Source organism: Altererythrobacter sp. GH1-8, assembly GCF_043702085.1.
In the GTDB taxonomy this organism is placed as follows: Bacteria; Pseudomonadota; Alphaproteobacteria; order Sphingomonadales; family Sphingomonadaceae; genus Erythrobacter.
In genome coordinates this window covers 920,277-938,634 of record NZ_CP171690.1, presented here as the reverse complement: position 1 = coordinate 938,634, position 18,358 = coordinate 920,277, and the positions used below count along the sequence as shown (strand labels likewise).

Here is an 18,358-nt window from a genome sequence, read left to right as displayed (position 1 = left end):
AAGCGCCGGTTTCTCCGAATCATCGGTCCCGTTCGCAAGTGCATCACTTTCTACCCTTAGAGCGAAACCGGCCTGCTCCACAGCAGCGTCGGCGCGATCGATACGGGGTGTGCTGCTTCAGCGAGCCCAATGAAGCGTGACTTCGCACCCGCACAACGCTAGAGGGCGAGCCATGAACAAGCTCTATCCGAATGCCGCTGCAGCCCTTGAGGGTCTGCTTGAAGACAACATGGTGATCGCCAGCGGAGGCTTTGGTCTGTGCGGCATACCTGAGCGCTTGTTGGAGGCGATCAGGGCCAGCGGCGTGAAGGGTCTGACCTTTGCCAGCAACAATGCGGGAATCGACAATGAAGGCATCGGCATGCTGCTGCGCACCAAGCAGGTTGCGAAGATGATCAGCAGCTATGTTGGCGAGAACAAGGAATTCGAACGTCAGTTCCTGTCTGGCGAGCTCGAAGTCGAGTTCTGCCCGCAAGGCACGCTGGCAGAGCGGATGCGCGCTGGCGGCGCAGGCATTCCCGGCTTTTTCACCAAGACCGGCGTTGGCACGCAGGTCGCTGAAGGCAAGGAGCACAAGAGCTTTGTCGGCCGCGACGGTGTCGAAGAAACCTATATCCTCGAGCGCGGGATCTTCGCCGATCTCTCAATCGTCAAAGCATGGAAGGCGGATGAGACGGGGAACGCAGTCTTCCGCAAGACGGCTCGCAACTTCAACCAACCGGCGGCTACCTGCGGGAAGGTCTGCGTAGTCGAAGTCGAAGAGATAGTGCCGACCTGCTCGCTCGATCCGGATGCGATCCATTTGCCCGGCGTTTTCGTCAATCGCATGATCGTTGGCGCACCGTACGACAAGAAGATCGAGTTCCGCACAGTGCGTGAAAGGGAGAGTGCATGATGTCTGAGGCACCTGCAGGCTGGACCCGCGATGAAATGGCCGCGCGCGCCGCGCGCGAGCTCAAAGACGGCTATTACGTCAATCTGGGCATTGGCATCCCGACACTGGTCGCAAACCATATCCCTGAAGGCATGCATGTCACGCTGCAAAGCGAAAACGGCATGCTGGGGATTGGGCCTTTCCCCTATGAGGGGGAGGAAGACCCCGACCTCATCAATGCCGGCAAGCAGACCATCAGCGAGCTGCCACATTCCGCTTACTTTGACAGCGCGACAAGTTTTGCAATGATCCGCGGCGGCCATATCGATCTGACCGTCCTGGGTGCGATGGAAGTGGCAGAAAACGGTGACATCGCCAACTGGATGATCCCCGGCAAGATGATTAAGGGAATGGGCGGCGCGATGGATTTGGTCGCAGGCGTCAAGAAGATCATCGTGGTGATGGATCACACGAGCAAGGCAGGCGACCCCAAGTTCATCCCGGCATGCACCCTTCCGCTCACCGGGCAGAATGTGGTCGACATGATTATCACCAACCTCGGCGTGTTTCAGCGGCCGGACAAACAGTCACCATTTCGCCTGATCGAGCTTGCGCCCGGCGTCACCAAAGAACAAATCGCTGCGAGCACGACTGCGCAGTATGAAGTGGCTCTAGAGACGGCTTAGATTGGAGGCCCGACCGCTAGAGCGCGCCGGGTGAAAGCTCGATCTTGTTGCCCTCTCCCCATGTTGAGGTCGCGCTGACCCGGCGGTTAGCGTTGATAATCTCCATCACGCGCTTGAACGATGGCAATCGAGTCTGCGGCACAAAATTGATCTGCTGATTATCAGTGATCAGAGCAATGGAATAGCTCTTCGCTGCGCCACCAGATGCCCCTGCCATAAGGGCAGCCCCTGAATCGGGGGCGACCGAAACGCCGATGCCGCTATCGCCCAATGCCATCAGATAGGAATCGGTGGAGGCGTTGGCCCGGTAGGCAACCTGCATTGGGCTCAGTTGCCCGTCGCGGCACCAGATGACAGGTTCCGACTGTTCGGCTTCATCATCATCGGCCAGCTTTTCAGCAGCAACGCTGCCAAGCAGTGCATTGATTATGCTGGAGGCGCCGTCGACCGTCGCATCTTTGGCTTTCTTCTTGAACTCGAGCTTCTCCGCGCAATCTGAAATCGGGTCAGGCGCGGCTTGCGGAGCTGTCAATTCGGGTAGCATCACTTCGCGTAGCGCAGTGTCCACCCAAAGGCTCAGATCGGCGGCGGAGCGTGTCTTGGATGTCACCCTAACTTTTACATACCAGCCGTTCACGGAAAACAGCGCAACCCCTGTACTGCTGGCATAGTCGGAGTTCGGCGTATCATAGAATGCACGCAAACCGACCCATCCTTCCTGCCCGGGCCAGGCATAGGGCGCAATCTCGTAAACCAGCTCGGGACCCGCATAGATTTCGCGGAGTTCAATTCCCTTGCGCGCTTGTTCGAACCACACAGGGACACCACCATTGGTGTTGCGATAGATGTAGAGCGAAATCTCGTCTGGCTGATCGTCTACGCGGAAGGAAAAGCCGAGATTGAGGTAATCAGGTGTGAATTCGGTCACCCGACCACGCGGTAGCCCGCCTAACTCTGTCGGAACCTTGATCCCGCTATGCGGATGCTCCCAAACGGTTTCCGGATCGATTTCCAGCACGCGCTGCGCCAAAGCAGGCTGCGCTGAGGCAATCGCGACCGCACCGACACACGCGATTTTCATAAGCACATTCATGAAGTTCCCTCCGTCCGGTTGAAGAGTTACAGGTCTCGCCTTCCTCTGCAAGAGCGAAGCGCGCTTGACCATATCATCGATTTCTGTAATTACAGAAATAACGAACAGGAAGGCGAGTCGCCATGAGCATCATGGACATCCCTGAAGTCAGATCCTTCATTCTCCATTGGGGGGAGATGGGCACCGAATGGGGCGTCAATCGCTCGGTCGCGCAGATGCATGCGCTGCTCTATCTGTCTGATCGTCCACTGCATGCAGAGGAAATCTGCGAAAAGCTGGGCCTTGCGCGTTCCAACGTCTCCAATGGCCTCAAAGAGCTGCAATCCTACCAGATTGTCCGGCGCGTCCATGTCGAAGGCGACCGGCGCGATCACTTCACCGCGGACATCGATCTGTGGGACATGCTGATGAAGATTACCGCAGAGCGAAAGCGGCGCGAGATCGATCCGACCATCCAACTGCTGGGCGAACTGGCTGAAAGCCTTGAAGGCCGCAGCGAAGTGCCTGCGCATGTGCGAGAGCGGATCGGGCGGATGCATGACTTCATCGGCAATCTCGCTGGCTGGTATGCCGATGTGAAGCGACTGCCCAAATCGACGCTCGTCACGCTGATGAAGCTCGGCAGCAAAGTCGCCCGGCTTTTGCCCGGCAGCAAATCCGCAAACTAATCCCTGAATGAAAGGAGCCGAGAACCGTGCTGGAAGAACCACAGGAACGAGTTTCTGAAATTACAGAAATTTCTGATCGCCGCGGCCTTTCAGGGCTCGGGAATTTCATTGCGGCATGGATCTGGGGGACGCTGGCTGGCACTGCATCTCTGGTGGCGGGCTTCGCATTCATGGAAGGTGGCGTCACCAGCATGATGGACTTAGTCGGGGGTATTGTGGCCTTCGGCATTTTCGTCGGTATCTACGCAGCAGCAGGCATGGTCCTCATCGGACTCCCTATTACCGCCCTGCTCCGGGCAATAGAGATGGAGGCTGCCTGGCTCTACTCCGGTTTCGGAGCGTTCGCCGGCCTCCTCATCCTTTGGGTTCTCTTCGGGAATTCCTCGACCGACGTATCTGAAATCCTGCTTTTCGTACTGCCCGGAATGCTCGCAGGCCTTGCTTCCGCCTATCGTTGGGGTCGTTGGCGCGAAGGGATAGCGAAGGCCCGGCAAACCGAGCGCGAGAATCTCGAAGCCCAAAAGCGCACTAACCCCATCCACGACCTCATTCACTGAAGACTCCACCACGAAGAAGGAGGAAATCATGTACGAAGTCCCATCCTATATCGCCTATCTCGCGATCAGCATTGGTCTGACTATCTGGGTCGCGAGAACTCTTTCCAAGAATGGCGAAGTGTTCCTGATCGATTGCTTCGGGCACGACAAGGTTCTCGCCAAGTCTACCAACCATCTGCTGGTTGTCGGGTTTTATCTGGTGAACCTGGGTTTCATCCTGCTGGCTCTGCGTTTTGGTGAGCCCCCTGCGAATATGCCCGATGCCGTGCGGTTCCTCAGCACCAAGGTCGGCTTTGCTGTCCTGGTGCTTGGCGGGATGCACTTCTTCAACATGAATGCGATTGCCAAGTTCGGCCGCAAGGTCGGTCACTGGTACCGCGAAGGGCAATGGGCTGAAGCTGCAGCGGCTGGCAATTGAGGTAACGCACACAAAAAGAGCGGCGCTCCAGAGGACCGGGGCGCCGCTCTGCGTTGTCTCGGTTGAAGAGGAGCCTGTTAGGCGACTGCCGCTTTCAGATCATCGACGAGGTCGGTCCGTTCCCAAGGGAAGAAATCGCCATCAGGCGTCCGGCCAAAGTGACCGTAAGCCGCGCTCTTGCGGTAGATCGGCTTGTTAAGCCCCAGATGCGTGCGAATGCCGCGCGGGGTGAGCCCGCCGAGCTTGGCAATCGACTTGATCGCTTCTTCGAGCTTGTCATCACCGACAGTGCCTGTGCCATGCGTATCGACATAGAGCGAGAGCGGTTCCGACACGCCGATTGCATAGGCAATCTGGATCGTACAGCGCTTAGCGAGGCCAGCAGCCACAACATTCTTCGCCAGATAGCGGGTGATGTAAGCGGCTGAACGGTCAACCTTGGTCGGGTCCTTCCCACTAAATGCACCGCCGCCGTGCGGTGATGCGCCGCCATAGGTATCGACTATGATCTTGCGGCCAGTCAGGCCAGCATCGCCGTCCGGTCCGCCAATCTCGAACGCGCCAGTCGGGTTGATGTGCCACACGGTCTCGTCCGAGAGCAGGCCAGCAGGCATGACATCGCTCACCGCCTGTTTGACATAGGCCTTGAGTTCGGCCTCTTTCTCGCCGGTGTGGTATCCCGGCGCATGCTGGGTTGAGACCACCACTGCGGTACAGGACACAGGTACGCCGTTCTTGTACCGAAGTGTCACCTGGCTCTTGGCATCAGGCTCAAGGAACGGAGCAGCACCGGAATGACGGTCCGCCGCCAGTCGCTCGAGGATCTTGTGACTGTAGTCGAGTGTTGCGGGCATCAGGTCCGGCGTTTCATCGCAAGCAAAGCCGAACATAATGCCCTGGTCGCCAGCGCCTTCGTCCTTGTTCGAGCCGTCTACGCCTGCATCCACCCCCATTGCGATTTCCGCTGACTGCCCGTGCAAATGGTTTTCAAAGGTCAGTGTCTTCCAGTGAAAGCCTTCCTGCTCGTAACCAATGTCACGCACCGTGCTGCGTACGGCCTGCTCGATTTCTTCCTTTGCGCCCGGTGCCCAGCCGCCATTTACCGCCCAGGCTTCATTGCTTTGGTCATACATCGGAGCACAGCGAATCTCGCCTGACAGGATGACGCGTTGGGTGGTTGTCATGGTCTCGCACGCAACGCGCGCTTCCGGATCCTTCGACAACATGAGGTCGACAATCGCATCGGATATCTGGTCGGAAACCTTGTCCGGATGACCTTCAGAAACGCTTTCGGATGTGAAAAGATATTCGGAACGCATAGGACCTCTGCAAATTGGAGGGGACGGCCTCTGAAAAGGCCATATAAGGAATTCTTTATGTCTGGATGGGGGTTCTAGACCGAGCGCCGATACATGACAACCAAGGATAACAACGCAATGAGTAATGCCCAGGAAAGGGGCAGAATATTGCCGAGTCTTGCAAACCATGTCGGCTCAGCAGGAGGAGGAATGAACCCGTCGATCCGATCGGCTTTGCCTTGCCCAATGTAGCCGCGGACTACACCGCGAGCATCGATCACTCCGCTGATCCCCGTGGTGGTCGAACGCAGCACCGGCAGCCCTTCCTCCAACGCGCGCAGACGTGCTTGCGCCAGGTGTTGCGGCGGGCCCCAGGCACCGAACCAACCGTCATTGGAAGGATTGAAAATATAGTCAGGCCGGTTCTCGCGATCGACAACCTGACCTGAAAACACGATTTCATAACAGACCTGGATGCCTGCTCGCCCAAATCGATCCAGATCAAGCGTTTGTGGCCCAGGCCCTTCAGCGTAGTCAATGCTGCCGGGCACCAGACGCGAAAGGCCGAGCGGCTCAAGGATTTCGCGCATCGGGAGATACTCGCCATAGGGAACCAGATGCGCCTTGACGTATGTCTGTTCCAATTCTCCGGCGGGATTGATGACGCTGACCGCATTGCGCGCGCTTACGGCGGCGCGGCGACCGCCCCTTTCACCTATGTCGAGGTGTATCAGACCCGCTAGCAGCAAGCTGTCCTCACCGATCAACGCACCCAGCCGGCGCCGCGCAAATGCAGGATCGCCTCCAGCTGTCATCTGGACATAGTAGCGCTGCGGATATCCATCCTCGAGATAGTCGGGCAAGGAGCTTTCCGGCCACAAGACCAGCCGCCGGTCACCCCGCCCAGGTGCAGTCAGTTCGGCGATCCGGGCATACTGCTCCTCGAACTTGCGAGGGTCATCCATTTCAGTTTGCGGGATCAGTGGCTGAATCAGGGCAAAACGGACATTGCCGGGTTGAAGCTGCTGAAGCGCGGGCAGGAACATGCCAGAGGCAACGATGGTCCCCAGAGCAACCACGAGAATCCAGTGGCGGTAAACAACCAGAGCCGCAAGCAGACCTGCAATGATGATAACAAAGCCGGAAAGCGCGTAGGTCCCGATCCAGGGAAGCAGCATCGCCAGCCCGGGGCGGGTGAAATCACCGAGAAAAACGAGGCCCAGTGGCGGCCAGGGGTATCCTGTAAAGACCCAGCTGCGCAGCCACTCAGTCACGATCCAAAGGGCCCCAAACAGAGCCGCAAAACTGGTAAGACCCGGCGGGTTCATCTGGAACCGCTTCATCATCAGGCCGGTTACGAAATGTGTCCCGACCGCTGCGAGCGCCGGATAGACTGCGAGGTAGATGCAGAGGAGAGGTACAGCCAGCCAGCCGAGTGCTGGCGGCATTTCCGCCTGATAAGTGAACGCCGTCGCGATCCAGTTGTTCGAGAGGCTCAGATGCGCCCAACCGAACAGCCAGCCCCACCAGGCTGCCTGCTTCAGATTCTGCGCGCCCTGCAGCAGGGTAATGAACGCAGCGAGCGCAAGGATCGTGAAGGGCCATAGCCCAAGCGGCGGATATCCAGTGGCTGCCACGAGACCAAGAACCAGCGAGGAAATCGCTGGTCGGTCGACCATCAGGTAATAGGCACGCGATAGGAGGACTGACACTCTAGCGCCTCGCTGTTGAACCAATCCTAGCTCTCATACGGGCAAGCGTCAGTCTGCGCCAATCCTAGCCAACTGCCTGAATGCCATCATCCCCATCTTCCTCAACCGGCTTACGCCGACGACGGGGCTTGGGCTTCTCTCCGGAGTCTTCGGAACCGGCAGAGATCGCCGGTGGCAAGACGCCAGCGTCGATTTCGCCTGTATCGGCACCATTGACTTCATCATTTCGGCTCTTGCGGCGAGTTCGCCCTTCGCTGCGCGCGCGGCGCGGCCGCGGGGCCTCGTCATCTTCGTCTGTGAAGGTCTCGCCTTCCAGCCCGCGTTCGCCTTCGCTCTGGTCCTGATCAGCACCATCATCGTTTCGGCCGCGCGAACGCCGATTGTTGCGACGACGATCATCGCGATCATCAAACTCATCGTCATCGTCGTCGTCTGACTGGCCGCGGTCATCCTGGCGTTTGCCGCGGGCCTCTTCCTGACGCGCCTTATTGTCCGCGATCACGCGGAAGTAATGGTCGGCGAATTGCAGGTAATACTCAGCCTGCACCCGGTCGCCATTGTGTTGTGCGTCCTGGGCCAGCTTCTTGTACTTGTCGAGCAATTGTGGCGCATTGCCCCGAGCCCGACTGTCAATCCGGTTAGCGGAATTGCCGCTGCCCTGATTGCGATTGCCGCGACCGCGGCGACGATTATTGCGGTTATTGTTCAAGGAAATCTCATCCTAAAATGAAGGCTGCGAGTTAAGTTTCAGGTCACGCGCAAGCCAGCAAACCCCTCAAGCTATGCGCTGTATGTCGAGCAGCGCTGCTCCTCCGCACCATTCAGCAGAGGTTACCCGTCTGCCAGTCTCAACTGTGTTGCGGAACTCAGCGCATCGACAAGCAACGAGGCATTGACCGATGGGCTTGATTCGGAGGTAGCTTGCCAAACAGGCTTTGCCAACCCCCGTTTACCTTTGCTTGAGGATGACTGCGCGAGGCCGGCCTCCCAAATCAGGCCGTATTTCCGTGTAAAAATCTGATTCTTCAGCAATTTTTGATACAGCCATTGCCTGATGTCGACCAATTTCGAGGACACAAATGCCTTGGGGTAAAAGTAAATTGCTCAGCGCAGGAATGATAATGCGATAATCATTCAAGCCTTCAGGCCCGGCAAACAGCGCCAGTGCGGGCTCGAAATCACGCACATCGGGCGCAAGATCGGCATCCTCTTCAACGTAAGGCGGGTTCGCGATCACCAGGTCAAACCGTCCCAAATCGTCCGTCCAGCCAGGTGCGGTCCAATCTGCCTTCAGAATGCGGGCGCGTTCGGAAAGCCCGAGCCGCGCTGCATTTTCTGCTGCGATCTGGATCGCATCGAAGCTCGCATCGATGCCAACGCCGTCCAGACCCTCTCGCTCAGCCAGAAGGGTCAGCAGCAGAGCCCCCGAGCCTGTTCCAAGATCGAGCACGCGGCCTTCCTTGGGACCGACTTCCAGCGCGGCTTCGACCACGGTTTCGCTGTCCGCGCGCGGGATCAACACGCCCGGCGCGACAAGAAAACCGCGCCCAAAAAATTCCGCATGACCCAGAATATAAGCGACCGGCTCATGCCGTGCACGGCGTTCGACCAAGGCATCGTAGCTCGCTGGCACAGGATCGCTCATGCTCCTGAGCAGCATTGCCGAACGGTCCGTTCCGAGCGCATGCGCCATCAGCAATTCGGCATCAAAGCGTGCTGTATCTGAAGTGGCGGAAAGGCGTTCGGCCGCGTACCGAATTGCCTCCGCGACCTTCATTCTGTCATCGCAGCGAGGCGCTTCGCCTCGTCCTCGGCAATCAATGCGTCGGTCAATTCTCCAAGCCCTGGCCCGGCAAGGATTTCATCAAGCTTGTGGAGCGTCAGCCCAATCCTGTGATCGGTCACGCGCCCCTGAGGGAAGTTGTACGTGCGGATGCGTTCAGAGCGGTCGCCCGAGCCGACCATGGCCTTGCGCGCTTCAGCTTCTGCGCCCTGCGACTGCTCCCGCAAGTGATCATAGATCCGTGTGCGCAGAACCTGCATTGCCTTCGCGCGATTCTTGATCTGGCTGCGCTCGTCCTGCTGCTGAACGACAATGCCGGTCGGCAAGTGCGTGATCCGCACCGCGCTGTCGGTGGTGTTGACGTGCTGGCCGCCAGCGCCTGACGCACGATAGGTATCGATCTTGAGATCGCCTTCGTTGATCTGGACGTCGACTTCGTCCGGCTCGGGCAGGACCGCCACAGTCGCAGCGGAAGTGTGAATGCGCCCGCCGCTTTCCGTCACCGGGACACGCTGGACCCGGTGGACGCCGCTTTCGAACTTGAGCTTCGCAAAAACTCCAGTCCCACGAATATTGGCGACGATTTCCTTGAACCCGCCAACCTCGGACGCGTTCATGCTGACAGGTTCGACCTTCCAGCCCTGTTCAGCTGCGAAGCGCTCATACATGCGGTAGAGATCGCCAGCGAACAGCCCCGCTTCATCGCCGCCAGTGCCAGCGCGGATTTCCAGCATGGCCGGCTTGTTATCGGCGCTGTCCTTTGGGAGCATCGCGACCGCGAGCTTGCGTTCGAGTTCGGGAAGCTCCTCGCGAATGCTCGCGAGTTCTTCCTCAGCCATCGCTTTCATCTCAGGATCGGAGAGCATCTCTTCCAGCCCTGCGATTTCGTCGCGCGCGGCCTTCACCTGCCCCGCAATCTTCGCGACCGGCTCCAACTCGGCATAGTCGCGGCTCGCCTGCACAAATGCGTCCCCTTCAAGGGTGCCCGAAGCCATGCGCGCTTCCAGCTCTGCAAAGCGGTGCGCGATCTGATCAAGGCGTTCAGCGGGTATTCGCATCAGAACTTCTCTTTACCGTCATTCCCGCGCAGGCGGGAATCCAATTCAGGATAAGCGGTGGCTCCGCTTTGGACCCCGGATCAAGTCCGGGGTGACGATCATTGCTAACGACCGGTCAGGATGAAGCTTTCAACTGCCGTGTGGCGTTTTCCGCCATCGCCCATAATCCGCATCGGCGAACCTTCGTCGGTCACTGCGAAGGACACCAGCGAATGGCTAGCGATCTTCTTGGCCTTGTCGAATCGCTTACGGGGCGAGCCGCTGGCCACGAGTTCACAGGAGAAGCCTCCTTTTCGTAGCGCGCCCATCAGCGCAACGGCATCGGTGAGGCGATCATCATTTTCGACGACAACAACCACATCTGCCTTAGCCTCGCCCATCTCCCCCACGAGCATCGCCAGCCGTTCGATCCCGGCTGCCCAGCCGACCGCAGGCGTTGCAGGGCCGCCAAGGCTTTCCATCAGGCCGTCATAGCGCCCACCGCCCAGGATCGTGCTTTGCGAACCAAGCTTGCTCGCCGCCTCAGACCCTTCATCCGGGATAAACTCGAACGCGGTGTGGCGGTAATAGTCGAGCCCGCGCACCAGGCTTTCCGCGCGGCTCCACTTCACGCCCGCTGCATCGAGGCCCGAGGTCACGCTTTCAAAGAACGCTTTCGCTTCATCGGTCAGGAAATCATCGATCTTAGGCGCATCGGCGACAAACTTCCGATCGCGCGCATCCTTGCTGTCGAGAATACGCAGCGGGTTCTTCTCGAGCCGTTCCTGCGAATCCTCAGACAATTCGTCTTTCACCGCCAGGAAGTATTCCACGAGCGCCGCGCGCCATGCCTCCCGGCTGTCCGCATCGCCGAGCGTGTTAAGGTGCAGCGTCACGTCCGTGATGCCGAGCTCATTCAAGAGCTGGTCGGCAAAGGCGAGCAGTTCCACATCGGCTTGCGGTTCGGCAGCCCCAATGATCTCCGCATCGATCTGGTGAAACTGGCGATAGCGCCCTTTCTGCGGACGCTCGTACCGAAACAGAGGCCCGTGCGTTGCAACCTTTAATGGCGCGTGCTGCTGCCAGCCGCGCTCGAGATAAGCTCGCGCAATGCCCGCGGTGAACTCAGGCCGTAAAGTCAGCGAATCTCCTCCGCGATCCTCGAACGAATACATTTCTTTCGAGACCACATCAGTCGTCTCGCCGATCGCGCGGCTGAAAACTTCGGTCTTCTCGAACACCGGCATTTCGACCCGGCAAAACCGATAGAGCTTGCGCACGCGTTCAAAGGTTTCGACCACAAAGATGAACGCTTCGGCATCTGCGCCGAAGATGTCCTGTGTCCCGCGAATGGACTGAGGTGAATTCTTTCCCATGGCCGCGCGATTACGACCAAGGAGGGGCTTTCGCAATGGCGCATGCGCCGCTAAAGGCTCCCCAACATTACCAAGTGCTCGCTTTTGGGGAGAGGGAGCGGCACGCAAAGCAAGGTTAGACGCATGCGTATCGACAAGATCCCCACCGGCGCCAATCCGCCTGAAGACCTCAACGTCATCATCGAAGTGCCGACCGGAGGAGAGCCCGTAAAATACGAGTTCGACAAGGAAAGCGGAGCGCTGTTCGTGGACCGCATCCTCCACACACCGATGCGCTATCCAGCCAATTACGGCTTTGTCCCGCATACGCTTTCACCTGATGGCGATCCGCTCGATGCGCTGGTGATCGCCCGCAGCCCGTTCATCGCAGGCTGTGTGGTGCGCGCCCGCCCGATCGGTGTGCTGAATCTGGAAGATGAGCATGGCGGGGATGAGAAGCTGATCTGCGTGCCGGTCGACACGACTTTCCCGTATTACTCAGATGTCGGCGAGACGAAGGACTTGCCCTCGATCATTTTCCAGCAGATCGAGCACTTCTTTACCCACTACAAGGATCTTGAGAAGGAAAAGTGGGTTCGCGTTGGCAAATGGGGCAATGCCGCAGAAGCGCGGCAGATCGTGCTCGAAGCGATCGAGCGGGCGAAGCATTAAGCGTTATTCAACCGGGCGTTTCTGATCGAGCAGGTCATGTGCCTGTTCGCCATCGCTGCGGCGTTCGCTTTCGACCATTTCAGCAATCTCGCTTTGCGGCTTGACGTCCTCTGCGGTGTCGGGCGCCAGGCCGGACTTCGCCGATCGTTCTGGCGATGGGGCGGTTCCCGTGCGCTCCGCCGAACGCCCAATAGGCAGAGGATCGGTCCGCCCGTCAAAGCGCAAACGATAGATCGGTTCTGGCAAGGCAAAGCCGGCTGCTTCAAGAGCGTCCTTGACCGCTGCGATCGCAAGGCTGCGGGATTTGCCCCAATCCGCTTCGCGCTGATCGACCCAGCCATAAAAAATAATGGCGATGTTTGAATCACCAACCTCATCGATCCGCGCCATCGGCTCTGGTTCGTCCAGGACGAAGCCAAGCGCCGACAGCGTGTCTCGACCCAGCTGCATCGCCGCACGGGGATCGTCGTCAGCATCAATCCCAAGCACGAACTCAAACCTTCGCTGCGGATTGCGGGTGTAGTTGAGAATGATAGCCTTGAAGACCTGACTGTTGGGAATACGCAGATGATTGCCGTCAAGCGTCATGAGAATGGTCGCGCGGCTTGTCAGCCGGATGACCCGACCTTCGCGATCATCAATCAGAACATGATCATTGGCACGAAATGGCTGGCGCAGGCTGAGCATGAGCGATGCGACATAATTCTCGATTGTGTCACGCATTGCAAAGCCGAGCGCAATCCCGACCACACCAGCTCCACCAAGCACAGCACCGAGCAGTGCGCCAGCGCCAATCATGTCGAGCGCAATAACAAGGCCGCCGACGACGAATACAAATCGAATCGCACTGCCGATCAGCTCCGCCAGGAAAGCGTTCGGGGCGATCCGGTCCCAAAGAGCTGACGAACCTGCAATGACATAGCCTAGCAAGCTGACCGCACCTGCGACTAGGATGGCGATCAGCAGCAAGGGTAGCAGCGCCACAAAATCCGAAGTCAGGTCAGATACCTGCGAGAAAATGGAAAGGTTCTGTTCCACAGAAATGTCGCGCTCAATCGCGGATTCAACGATGACGACGCCTTGCACGCGCCCTGCAATGTTTTCCGCACGCGCGATCGCCTGGGCATCAGCAACCGTTCCGCCCAGCCTCACAACGCCTTCGCTGACGGACACAGAGACCTTCGCAAATTGCGGCAACTCGCCAAAAATATCGCGAATCCGCTGTTCGATCTGATCATCTTGAACCTGCTGGGGCACAGGATCGATTGGCTGATCACCGACAACACCATCGACCGTGTCAGCAGCATCAGGTGTATCCGGCAGGAGAGCTTGAGCCGGTGCGACTGCAATACCGAGAGAAGCAATGGCAAGCCCGATAATCGCAAGTCTTCGGCAGAGACGACTGATTGCGCTCAACTCACAACTCCTGACTGCCTGGTATTGATTAAACCAGACTTCTATCAGTCAAGCGTCTGAAAAGCAGTTGTGGTTCCCCGTTCGCGCGATCAAGCAGCGCTGAACATCACCTTGAACAGACCTGTAAGAAGCAGTGGCAGCGTAATCGCAAGCGCCCACAGCCATGCAATGTCGCGGCGGAAGGCTGAACGATAGGCGGGATCACAAGCCTCACTGTCGGACAGCCCCATCCAGCGGCGCTCAAACCAGCGGCACGCCGGTATGATCCCTGCCACCAGCACGACCAGTGCAATGTAAGGCAGGATCGAGGAGAAGCCTTCCTTGAGCGCCTGGACTGTGACGAAGATCTGCAGGCCGGTGTAAATGAGCAGCGCGTAGGCGACATGATCGCTCATCGACTTGCGCCAATCTACAGGGCGCCGGGCTGCGCCTTGCGCGCCCACTTCAGCTCGAGACGAATAATCGTTTTTTGTCACACAGCCTCCCCAAGCTGTCTCTTCCCGAATCGGAGTATCTCAGAGACAGGCCTTGCTGGCAAGCTTGCTAACCATGGCCGCCGTCAGCACCGCTGTGGACGCTTCTCGGTGACGCTTTCACTTTCTCATGCACAAATCCTGCCAAAACGAAACAAATGGGGGTTTTCTGAGTGCCAATGGCTGCTACACCGTCGCCGATGAGTGATACGGACACCCTTGTTGCAGCCGCAGCTGACGCAACCGCACCCTTGCCCAATGGCGGTCTGGAAGTCATTTCCATCGCGAAAAGCTATGATAAACGGTCCGTGCTTTCGGATATTTCGCTGACTGTGGGCAAAGGCGAAGTGCTCGGCCTGCTTGGACCCAATGGCGCGGGCAAGACGACGTGCTTCTACTCCATTATGGGGCTGGTACGGCCCGATGCAGGCCGCATCCTGATGGACGGCGAGGATGTGACCAACCTGCCGATGTATCGCCGCGCAATCCTCGGCCTCGGCTACTTGCCTCAGGAAACCAGCATATTTCGCGGCATGACCGTCGAACAGAATATCAAATGCGTTCTGGAAATGGTCGAACCTGATCCGGACACTCGCGCTGCGGAGCTGGAGCGGCTGCTCGAAGAATTTCATATTGAGCGACTGCGCGATAGTCCGGCCATGGCGCTTTCCGGCGGTGAACGTCGGCGCTGCGAGATTGCTCGCGCGTTGGCAGCCAAGCCATCGATCATGCTCCTGGACGAACCGTTTGCCGGGATCGACCCGCTTTCGATCAGCGATATTCGCGATCTGGTGAAAGACCTCAAGCAGCGCGGGATCGGCGTGCTGATCACCGACCACAACGTGCGTGAGACGCTCGATATCGTGGATCGCGCCTGCATCATATACGGCGGGCAGGTGCTGTTTGCAGGCACTCCGCAGGATCTGGTCGCGGATGAGAACGTTAAGCGGCTCTATCTCGGCGAAGGCTTTACGCTTTAGGAGCTTTCTCCATGGCGCTCGGCCCCCGCCTAGACCTACGCCAATCGCAATCGCTGGTGATGACGCCGCAGTTGCAGCAGGCGATAAAGCTGCTCGCGGCGTCGAACCTTGAGATCGAAACCTATATCGGTGAGGCGCTGGAAGCGAACCCGTTGCTCGAAGCAGGTGAGGTTTCGCGCGAAGCGGGAGACCGCAACGAGCCGGACGACATCTCGCGCGAAGAATTCACAGCGGACCAGCTGATCGGGCAGGCCCAGGGCGAGTCAGACAGTCCGCTCGATATTGACCCCACTGCGCTCGACCGTGACATCGACACAGGCGATGCAGGCACGAGGTTCAGCGAAACCGGCGATTGGGCAGCATCGGCAGGGAGCTTTTCCGGCGAAGACGACTTCTCGGTGCTGGATAATGCGACAAGCACTGTTTCGCTTGCGGAGCATCTGGAAGAGCAGATTGGCGCGGTTGCACGCGATCCCCAAGAGCTGTTTGTAGCCCGTCACCTTATCGGGCTGCTCGACGATGCTGGCTATCTTGCCTTTGATCTGCGCGACATTGCGCTCGACCTGGGAGTCAGCCCGGCGATCGTCAAAGCAGCGTTGGTTCACGTACAATCACTTGATCCGAGCGGCGTCGGTGCGCGCAATCTGGCAGAGTGCCTTGCCATCCAGGCGCGTGAAGCAGACCGCTACGATCCGTGCATGGAAAAGCTGATTGCGAACCTCGACCTGCTCGCTCGCGGCGAGATCGCGCGATTGAAGCGGATGTGCCAGGTTGATGATGAGGACTTTGCGGACATGCTGGCAGAACTGCGCGGCTATGATCCCAAACCCGGCCTTGCCTATGGCTCTTCGGATGCCCGGTCAGTGGTGCCCGATGTCCTGGTCAAGGCCAATTCATCCGGAAGCTGGGACATATCGCTGAACGAAGCCACCCTGCCGCGCCTGATCGTCAATCGCTCTTATTACGTCGAGCTTCGCGACGGATCGCCCAACAAGGAAGCGCAAGGCTGGCTGCGTGAGAAGCTCGCTGACGCCAACTGGCTGATCAAGGCGCTGGATCAGCGCCAGAGGACCATTCTTAAGACTACGGTAGAGATCGTTAAGCGTCAGGATGGTTTCTTCCGCCATGGCGTTTCAGAGCTCAAGCCCCTGACCCTGCGCGAAGTGGCCGAAGCGATCGACATGCACGAATCCACCGTCAGCCGGGTGACCAGCAACAAGTATCTCGACTGCGACCGGGGCTGCTTTGAACTGAAATACTTCTTTACCAGCGGAGTTGGTCGCATCGGGAGCACCGGCGATGGCGAAGGCGCATCATCCGAAGCGATCAAGGCTCGAATCAAGGCGCTGATCGACGCAGAAGACCCCAAGAAAGTACTGTCCGATGCGAAGCTGGTCGAACTGCTTAATGCAGAAGGGTTCGATCTGGCCCGCCGCACCGTTGCCAAATATCGCGAAGCGATAGGGCTTGGCTCAAGCTCGCAGCGCCGGCGTCAAAAGAAACTTGCCTCGCTGTAGCGGCACCTATTCTCGCGTATTGTCACACTTAAGGCTGTGTTGCCAAAAAGACTCGCAGTTAAATCGGCTTAACGTTTTACGCGTTGTTAACCTTTTCCGTTCAGACATCGTGTGGTTAATACAGGTCAATCTCTCTTGACGAGGGATTACCGCGAACAGGGCCAAAGGGGGACCGACCCATGCGCGTGCTGCTTATTGAAGACGAGCCAACAACAGCAAAGGCCATTGAGCTGATGCTGACGACTGAAGGTTTCAATGTCTATTCTACCGATCTGGGCGAGGAAGGCCTCGATCTGGGCAAGCTGTATGACTACGATATTATTCTGCTCGATCTGAACCTGCCAGACATGCACGGCTATGACGTGCTGAAGAAACTGCGCGTTGCCAAGGTGCAAACGCCGGTACTGATCCTGTCCGGCATTGCCGAAATGGACAGCAAGATCCGCAGCTTCGGCTTCGGCGCTGACGACTATGTGACCAAGCCGTTCCACCGCGAGGAGCTGGTCGCCCGCATCCATGCCGTGGTGCGCCGCTCCAAGGGGCACAGCCAGTCGATCATCCGTACCGGTAAGCTCGCTGTGAACCTGGACGCCAAGACTGTCGAAGTCGACGGTGCACGCGTTCATCTGACCGGCAAGGAATATGCAATGCTTGAGCTGCTTAGCTTGCGCAAGGGCACAACGCTGACCAAGGAAATGTTCCTCAACCACCTCTATGGCGGGATGGACGAGCCTGAACTCAAGATCATCGACGTGTTCATCTGCAAACTGCGCAAGAAGCTGAGCCACGCTTGCGACGGTGAAAACTACATCGAAACGGTCTGGGGCCGCGGCTATGTGCTCCGCGATCCGGCTGAAGAGGCAGCCGCCGCATAAGCTTAAACCAAGTTCCGCCTGGACGGGACATGCAGCACCTCGGAGCCTGAGGCTTCGGGGTGCTTGCTGTTTGTACGGCATAGTCCTGTGCAAGATTTTCTTTCTCGCCGCCCTGTGAATTTCGCCCTATTTTGCGACAGATCATCAGCACAAGGGCTGCTCACCAATGGACGTGTTCGGTCTCGATCTTGCTGAGCTGTTGCCCTACATCGCGATCGGCTTTGCGGCGCAACTGGTAGATGGCGCGCTTGGGATGGCATTTGGTGTCTTGTCCAATACGCTGATGGTCGGTCTGCTCGGCGTACCCCCAGCCCTTGCTTCGCAGCGGGTACATGTCGTCGAATGCTTTACCACGGCAGTCTCGGGCATCAGTCATCTGATCGCAGGAAATATCGAGAAATCTCTGTTTTTCCGTCTGCTTATCCCCGGCGTAATCGGCGGCCTGGCAGGAACCTTTGTGCTGACTTCCATCGATGGAGACATCATGAAGCCGCTGGTGCTGGGCTATCTAGCCTGTATCGGCATTTGGTTGCTGGTTCGCGGCATACTCTATCCACCCAAGCTGCGTCCTGCAAAAGTGATCTTCCCGCTCGGCCTCGTGGGCGGCTTTCTCGATGCGGCCGGAGGCGGTGGCTGGGGGCCAGTGGTCACAAGCAATCTGCTCATCCAAGGGGCCGAGCCGCGAAAGGTGATTGGAACGGTAAACGCTGTCGAGTTCTTCCTCACAGTCACCATTTCAGCAGCCTTCATCGTGCAATTGGGCGTGGCTGATCTTGCAGGGGCGACCCTTGGCTTCTTGATTGGTGGAGTGATGGCGGCCCCTATCGGTGCAATCGCTGCGCGGCATTTCTCGCCCAAGCTGATGCTGGTTATGGTTGGCATCACGCTCACTGCCACAAGCGCCTATGGCATCTACAGCGCTCTCGACTGACCACCTGAAAGCG

Annotated in this window: 19 protein-coding genes; 10 read left to right on the top strand and 9 right to left on the bottom strand. The window is 58.2% G+C overall.

Annotated elements, in window-relative coordinates; all coding sequences use genetic code 11:
* Window positions 1–172: 172 nt before the first annotated feature.
* On the top strand, window positions 173–895 hold the full coding sequence (locus ACG9DO_RS04630; RefSeq protein ID WP_394730555.1) for a CoA transferase subunit A: 723 nt from the start codon (window positions 173–175) through the stop codon (window positions 893–895).
* Window positions 895–1,560 (top strand): CoA transferase subunit B, encoded by a 666-nt coding sequence (locus ACG9DO_RS04625; RefSeq protein WP_394731199.1) that lies wholly within the window; start codon window positions 895–897, stop codon window positions 1,558–1,560. Before ACG9DO_RS04630 ends, ACG9DO_RS04625 begins: the two co-directional genes overlap by 1 nt.
* Window positions 1,561–1,576: 16 nt before the next feature.
* Here the strand turns inward: ACG9DO_RS04625 and ACG9DO_RS04620 are convergent, their stop codons facing one another.
* Window positions 1,577–2,653 (bottom strand): hypothetical protein, encoded by a 1,077-nt coding sequence (locus ACG9DO_RS04620; protein WP_394730554.1) that lies wholly within the window; start codon window positions 2,651–2,653, stop codon window positions 1,577–1,579.
* A 122-nt stretch (window positions 2,654–2,775) separates the two neighbouring features.
* Here ACG9DO_RS04620 and ACG9DO_RS04615 point away from each other — a divergent pair, with 122 nt between their 5' ends.
* Genes ACG9DO_RS04615 through ACG9DO_RS04605 form a run of 3 tightly spaced genes read left to right on the top strand, consistent with a single transcriptional unit; the run spans window position 2,776 to window position 4,296 of the window.
* Window positions 2,776–3,321, top strand: a complete 546-nt coding sequence (locus ACG9DO_RS04615) for a GbsR/MarR family transcriptional regulator (protein WP_394730553.1) — start codon at window positions 2,776–2,778, stop codon at window positions 3,319–3,321.
* A gap of 26 nt (window positions 3,322–3,347) precedes the next feature.
* Window positions 3,348–3,878 (top strand): hypothetical protein, encoded by a 531-nt coding sequence (locus tag ACG9DO_RS04610; protein WP_394730552.1) that lies wholly within the window; start codon window positions 3,348–3,350, stop codon window positions 3,876–3,878.
* Window positions 3,879–3,906: 28 nt separating this feature from the next.
* Window positions 3,907–4,296: a hypothetical protein gene (locus tag ACG9DO_RS04605; protein WP_394730551.1), complete on the top strand. Its 390-nt coding sequence runs from the start codon at window positions 3,907–3,909 to the stop codon at window positions 4,294–4,296.
* A 77-nt stretch (window positions 4,297–4,373) separates the two neighbouring features.
* Here the strand turns inward: ACG9DO_RS04605 and metK are convergent, their stop codons facing one another.
* From metK to hisS, 6 genes are all read right to left on the bottom strand, one after another.
* Window positions 4,374–5,615 (bottom strand): methionine adenosyltransferase, encoded by a 1,242-nt coding sequence (gene metK / locus ACG9DO_RS04600; RefSeq protein WP_394730550.1) that lies wholly within the window; start codon window positions 5,613–5,615, stop codon window positions 4,374–4,376.
* Between the two features lie 74 nt (window positions 5,616–5,689).
* Window positions 5,690–7,306 (bottom strand): apolipoprotein N-acyltransferase, encoded by a 1,617-nt coding sequence (lnt, locus tag ACG9DO_RS04595; protein WP_394730549.1) that lies wholly within the window; start codon window positions 7,304–7,306, stop codon window positions 5,690–5,692.
* 64 nt (window positions 7,307–7,370) lie between these two features.
* A complete protein-coding gene (locus ACG9DO_RS04590) occupies window positions 7,371–8,015 on the bottom strand; it encodes a DUF4167 domain-containing protein (protein ID WP_394730548.1) in 645 nt (214 codons plus the stop codon).
* Window positions 8,016–8,255: 240 nt separating this feature from the next.
* A complete protein-coding gene (prmC, locus tag ACG9DO_RS04585; protein ID WP_394730547.1) occupies window positions 8,256–9,083 on the bottom strand; it encodes a peptide chain release factor N(5)-glutamine methyltransferase in 828 nt (275 codons plus the stop codon).
* Window positions 9,080–10,147 (bottom strand): peptide chain release factor 1, encoded by a 1,068-nt coding sequence (gene prfA, locus ACG9DO_RS04580; RefSeq protein ID WP_394730546.1) that lies wholly within the window; start codon window positions 10,145–10,147, stop codon window positions 9,080–9,082. Before prfA ends, prmC begins: the two co-directional genes overlap by 4 nt.
* A 104-nt stretch (window positions 10,148–10,251) precedes the next feature.
* Window positions 10,252–11,502: a histidine--tRNA ligase gene (hisS, locus tag ACG9DO_RS04575; RefSeq protein WP_394730545.1), complete on the bottom strand. Its 1,251-nt coding sequence runs from the start codon at window positions 11,500–11,502 to the stop codon at window positions 10,252–10,254.
* Between the two features lie 123 nt (window positions 11,503–11,625).
* Here hisS and ppa point away from each other — a divergent pair, with 123 nt between their 5' ends.
* A complete protein-coding gene (gene ppa / locus ACG9DO_RS04570) occupies window positions 11,626–12,153 on the top strand; it encodes an inorganic diphosphatase (RefSeq protein WP_394730544.1) in 528 nt (175 codons plus the stop codon).
* A gap of 3 nt (window positions 12,154–12,156) precedes the next feature.
* Here the strand turns inward: ppa and ACG9DO_RS04565 are convergent, their stop codons facing one another.
* Complete coding sequence (locus ACG9DO_RS04565) at window positions 12,157–13,569, bottom strand: mechanosensitive ion channel family protein (RefSeq protein ID WP_394730543.1); 1,413 nt, start codon at window positions 13,567–13,569, stop codon at window positions 12,157–12,159.
* Window positions 13,570–13,658: 89 nt separating this feature from the next.
* A complete protein-coding gene (locus tag ACG9DO_RS04560) occupies window positions 13,659–14,045 on the bottom strand; it encodes a hypothetical protein (protein WP_394730542.1) in 387 nt (128 codons plus the stop codon).
* 197 nt (window positions 14,046–14,242) lie between these two features.
* Between ACG9DO_RS04560 and lptB the strand changes: the two genes are divergently transcribed.
* From lptB to ACG9DO_RS04540, 4 genes are all read left to right on the top strand, one after another.
* Window positions 14,243–15,022 carry an LPS export ABC transporter ATP-binding protein gene (gene lptB / locus ACG9DO_RS04555; protein ID WP_394731198.1) on the top strand — a complete coding sequence of 260 codons (780 nt, stop codon included), beginning with the start codon at window positions 14,243–14,245 and terminating at the stop codon, window positions 15,020–15,022.
* An 11-nt stretch (window positions 15,023–15,033) separates the two neighbouring features.
* Window positions 15,034–16,539 carry an RNA polymerase factor sigma-54 gene (rpoN, locus tag ACG9DO_RS04550; protein ID WP_394730541.1) on the top strand — a complete coding sequence of 502 codons (1,506 nt, stop codon included), beginning with the start codon at window positions 15,034–15,036 and terminating at the stop codon, window positions 16,537–16,539.
* Between the two features lie 179 nt (window positions 16,540–16,718).
* Window positions 16,719–17,414, top strand: coding sequence for a response regulator transcription factor CtrA (gene ctrA / locus ACG9DO_RS04545; RefSeq protein WP_394730540.1), 696 nt, complete (start codon window positions 16,719–16,721; stop codon window positions 17,412–17,414).
* 166 nt (window positions 17,415–17,580) lie between these two features.
* On the top strand, window positions 17,581–18,345 hold the full coding sequence (locus tag ACG9DO_RS04540) for a sulfite exporter TauE/SafE family protein (RefSeq protein ID WP_394730539.1): 765 nt from the start codon (window positions 17,581–17,583) through the stop codon (window positions 18,343–18,345).
* Window positions 18,346–18,358 lie beyond the last annotated feature (13 nt).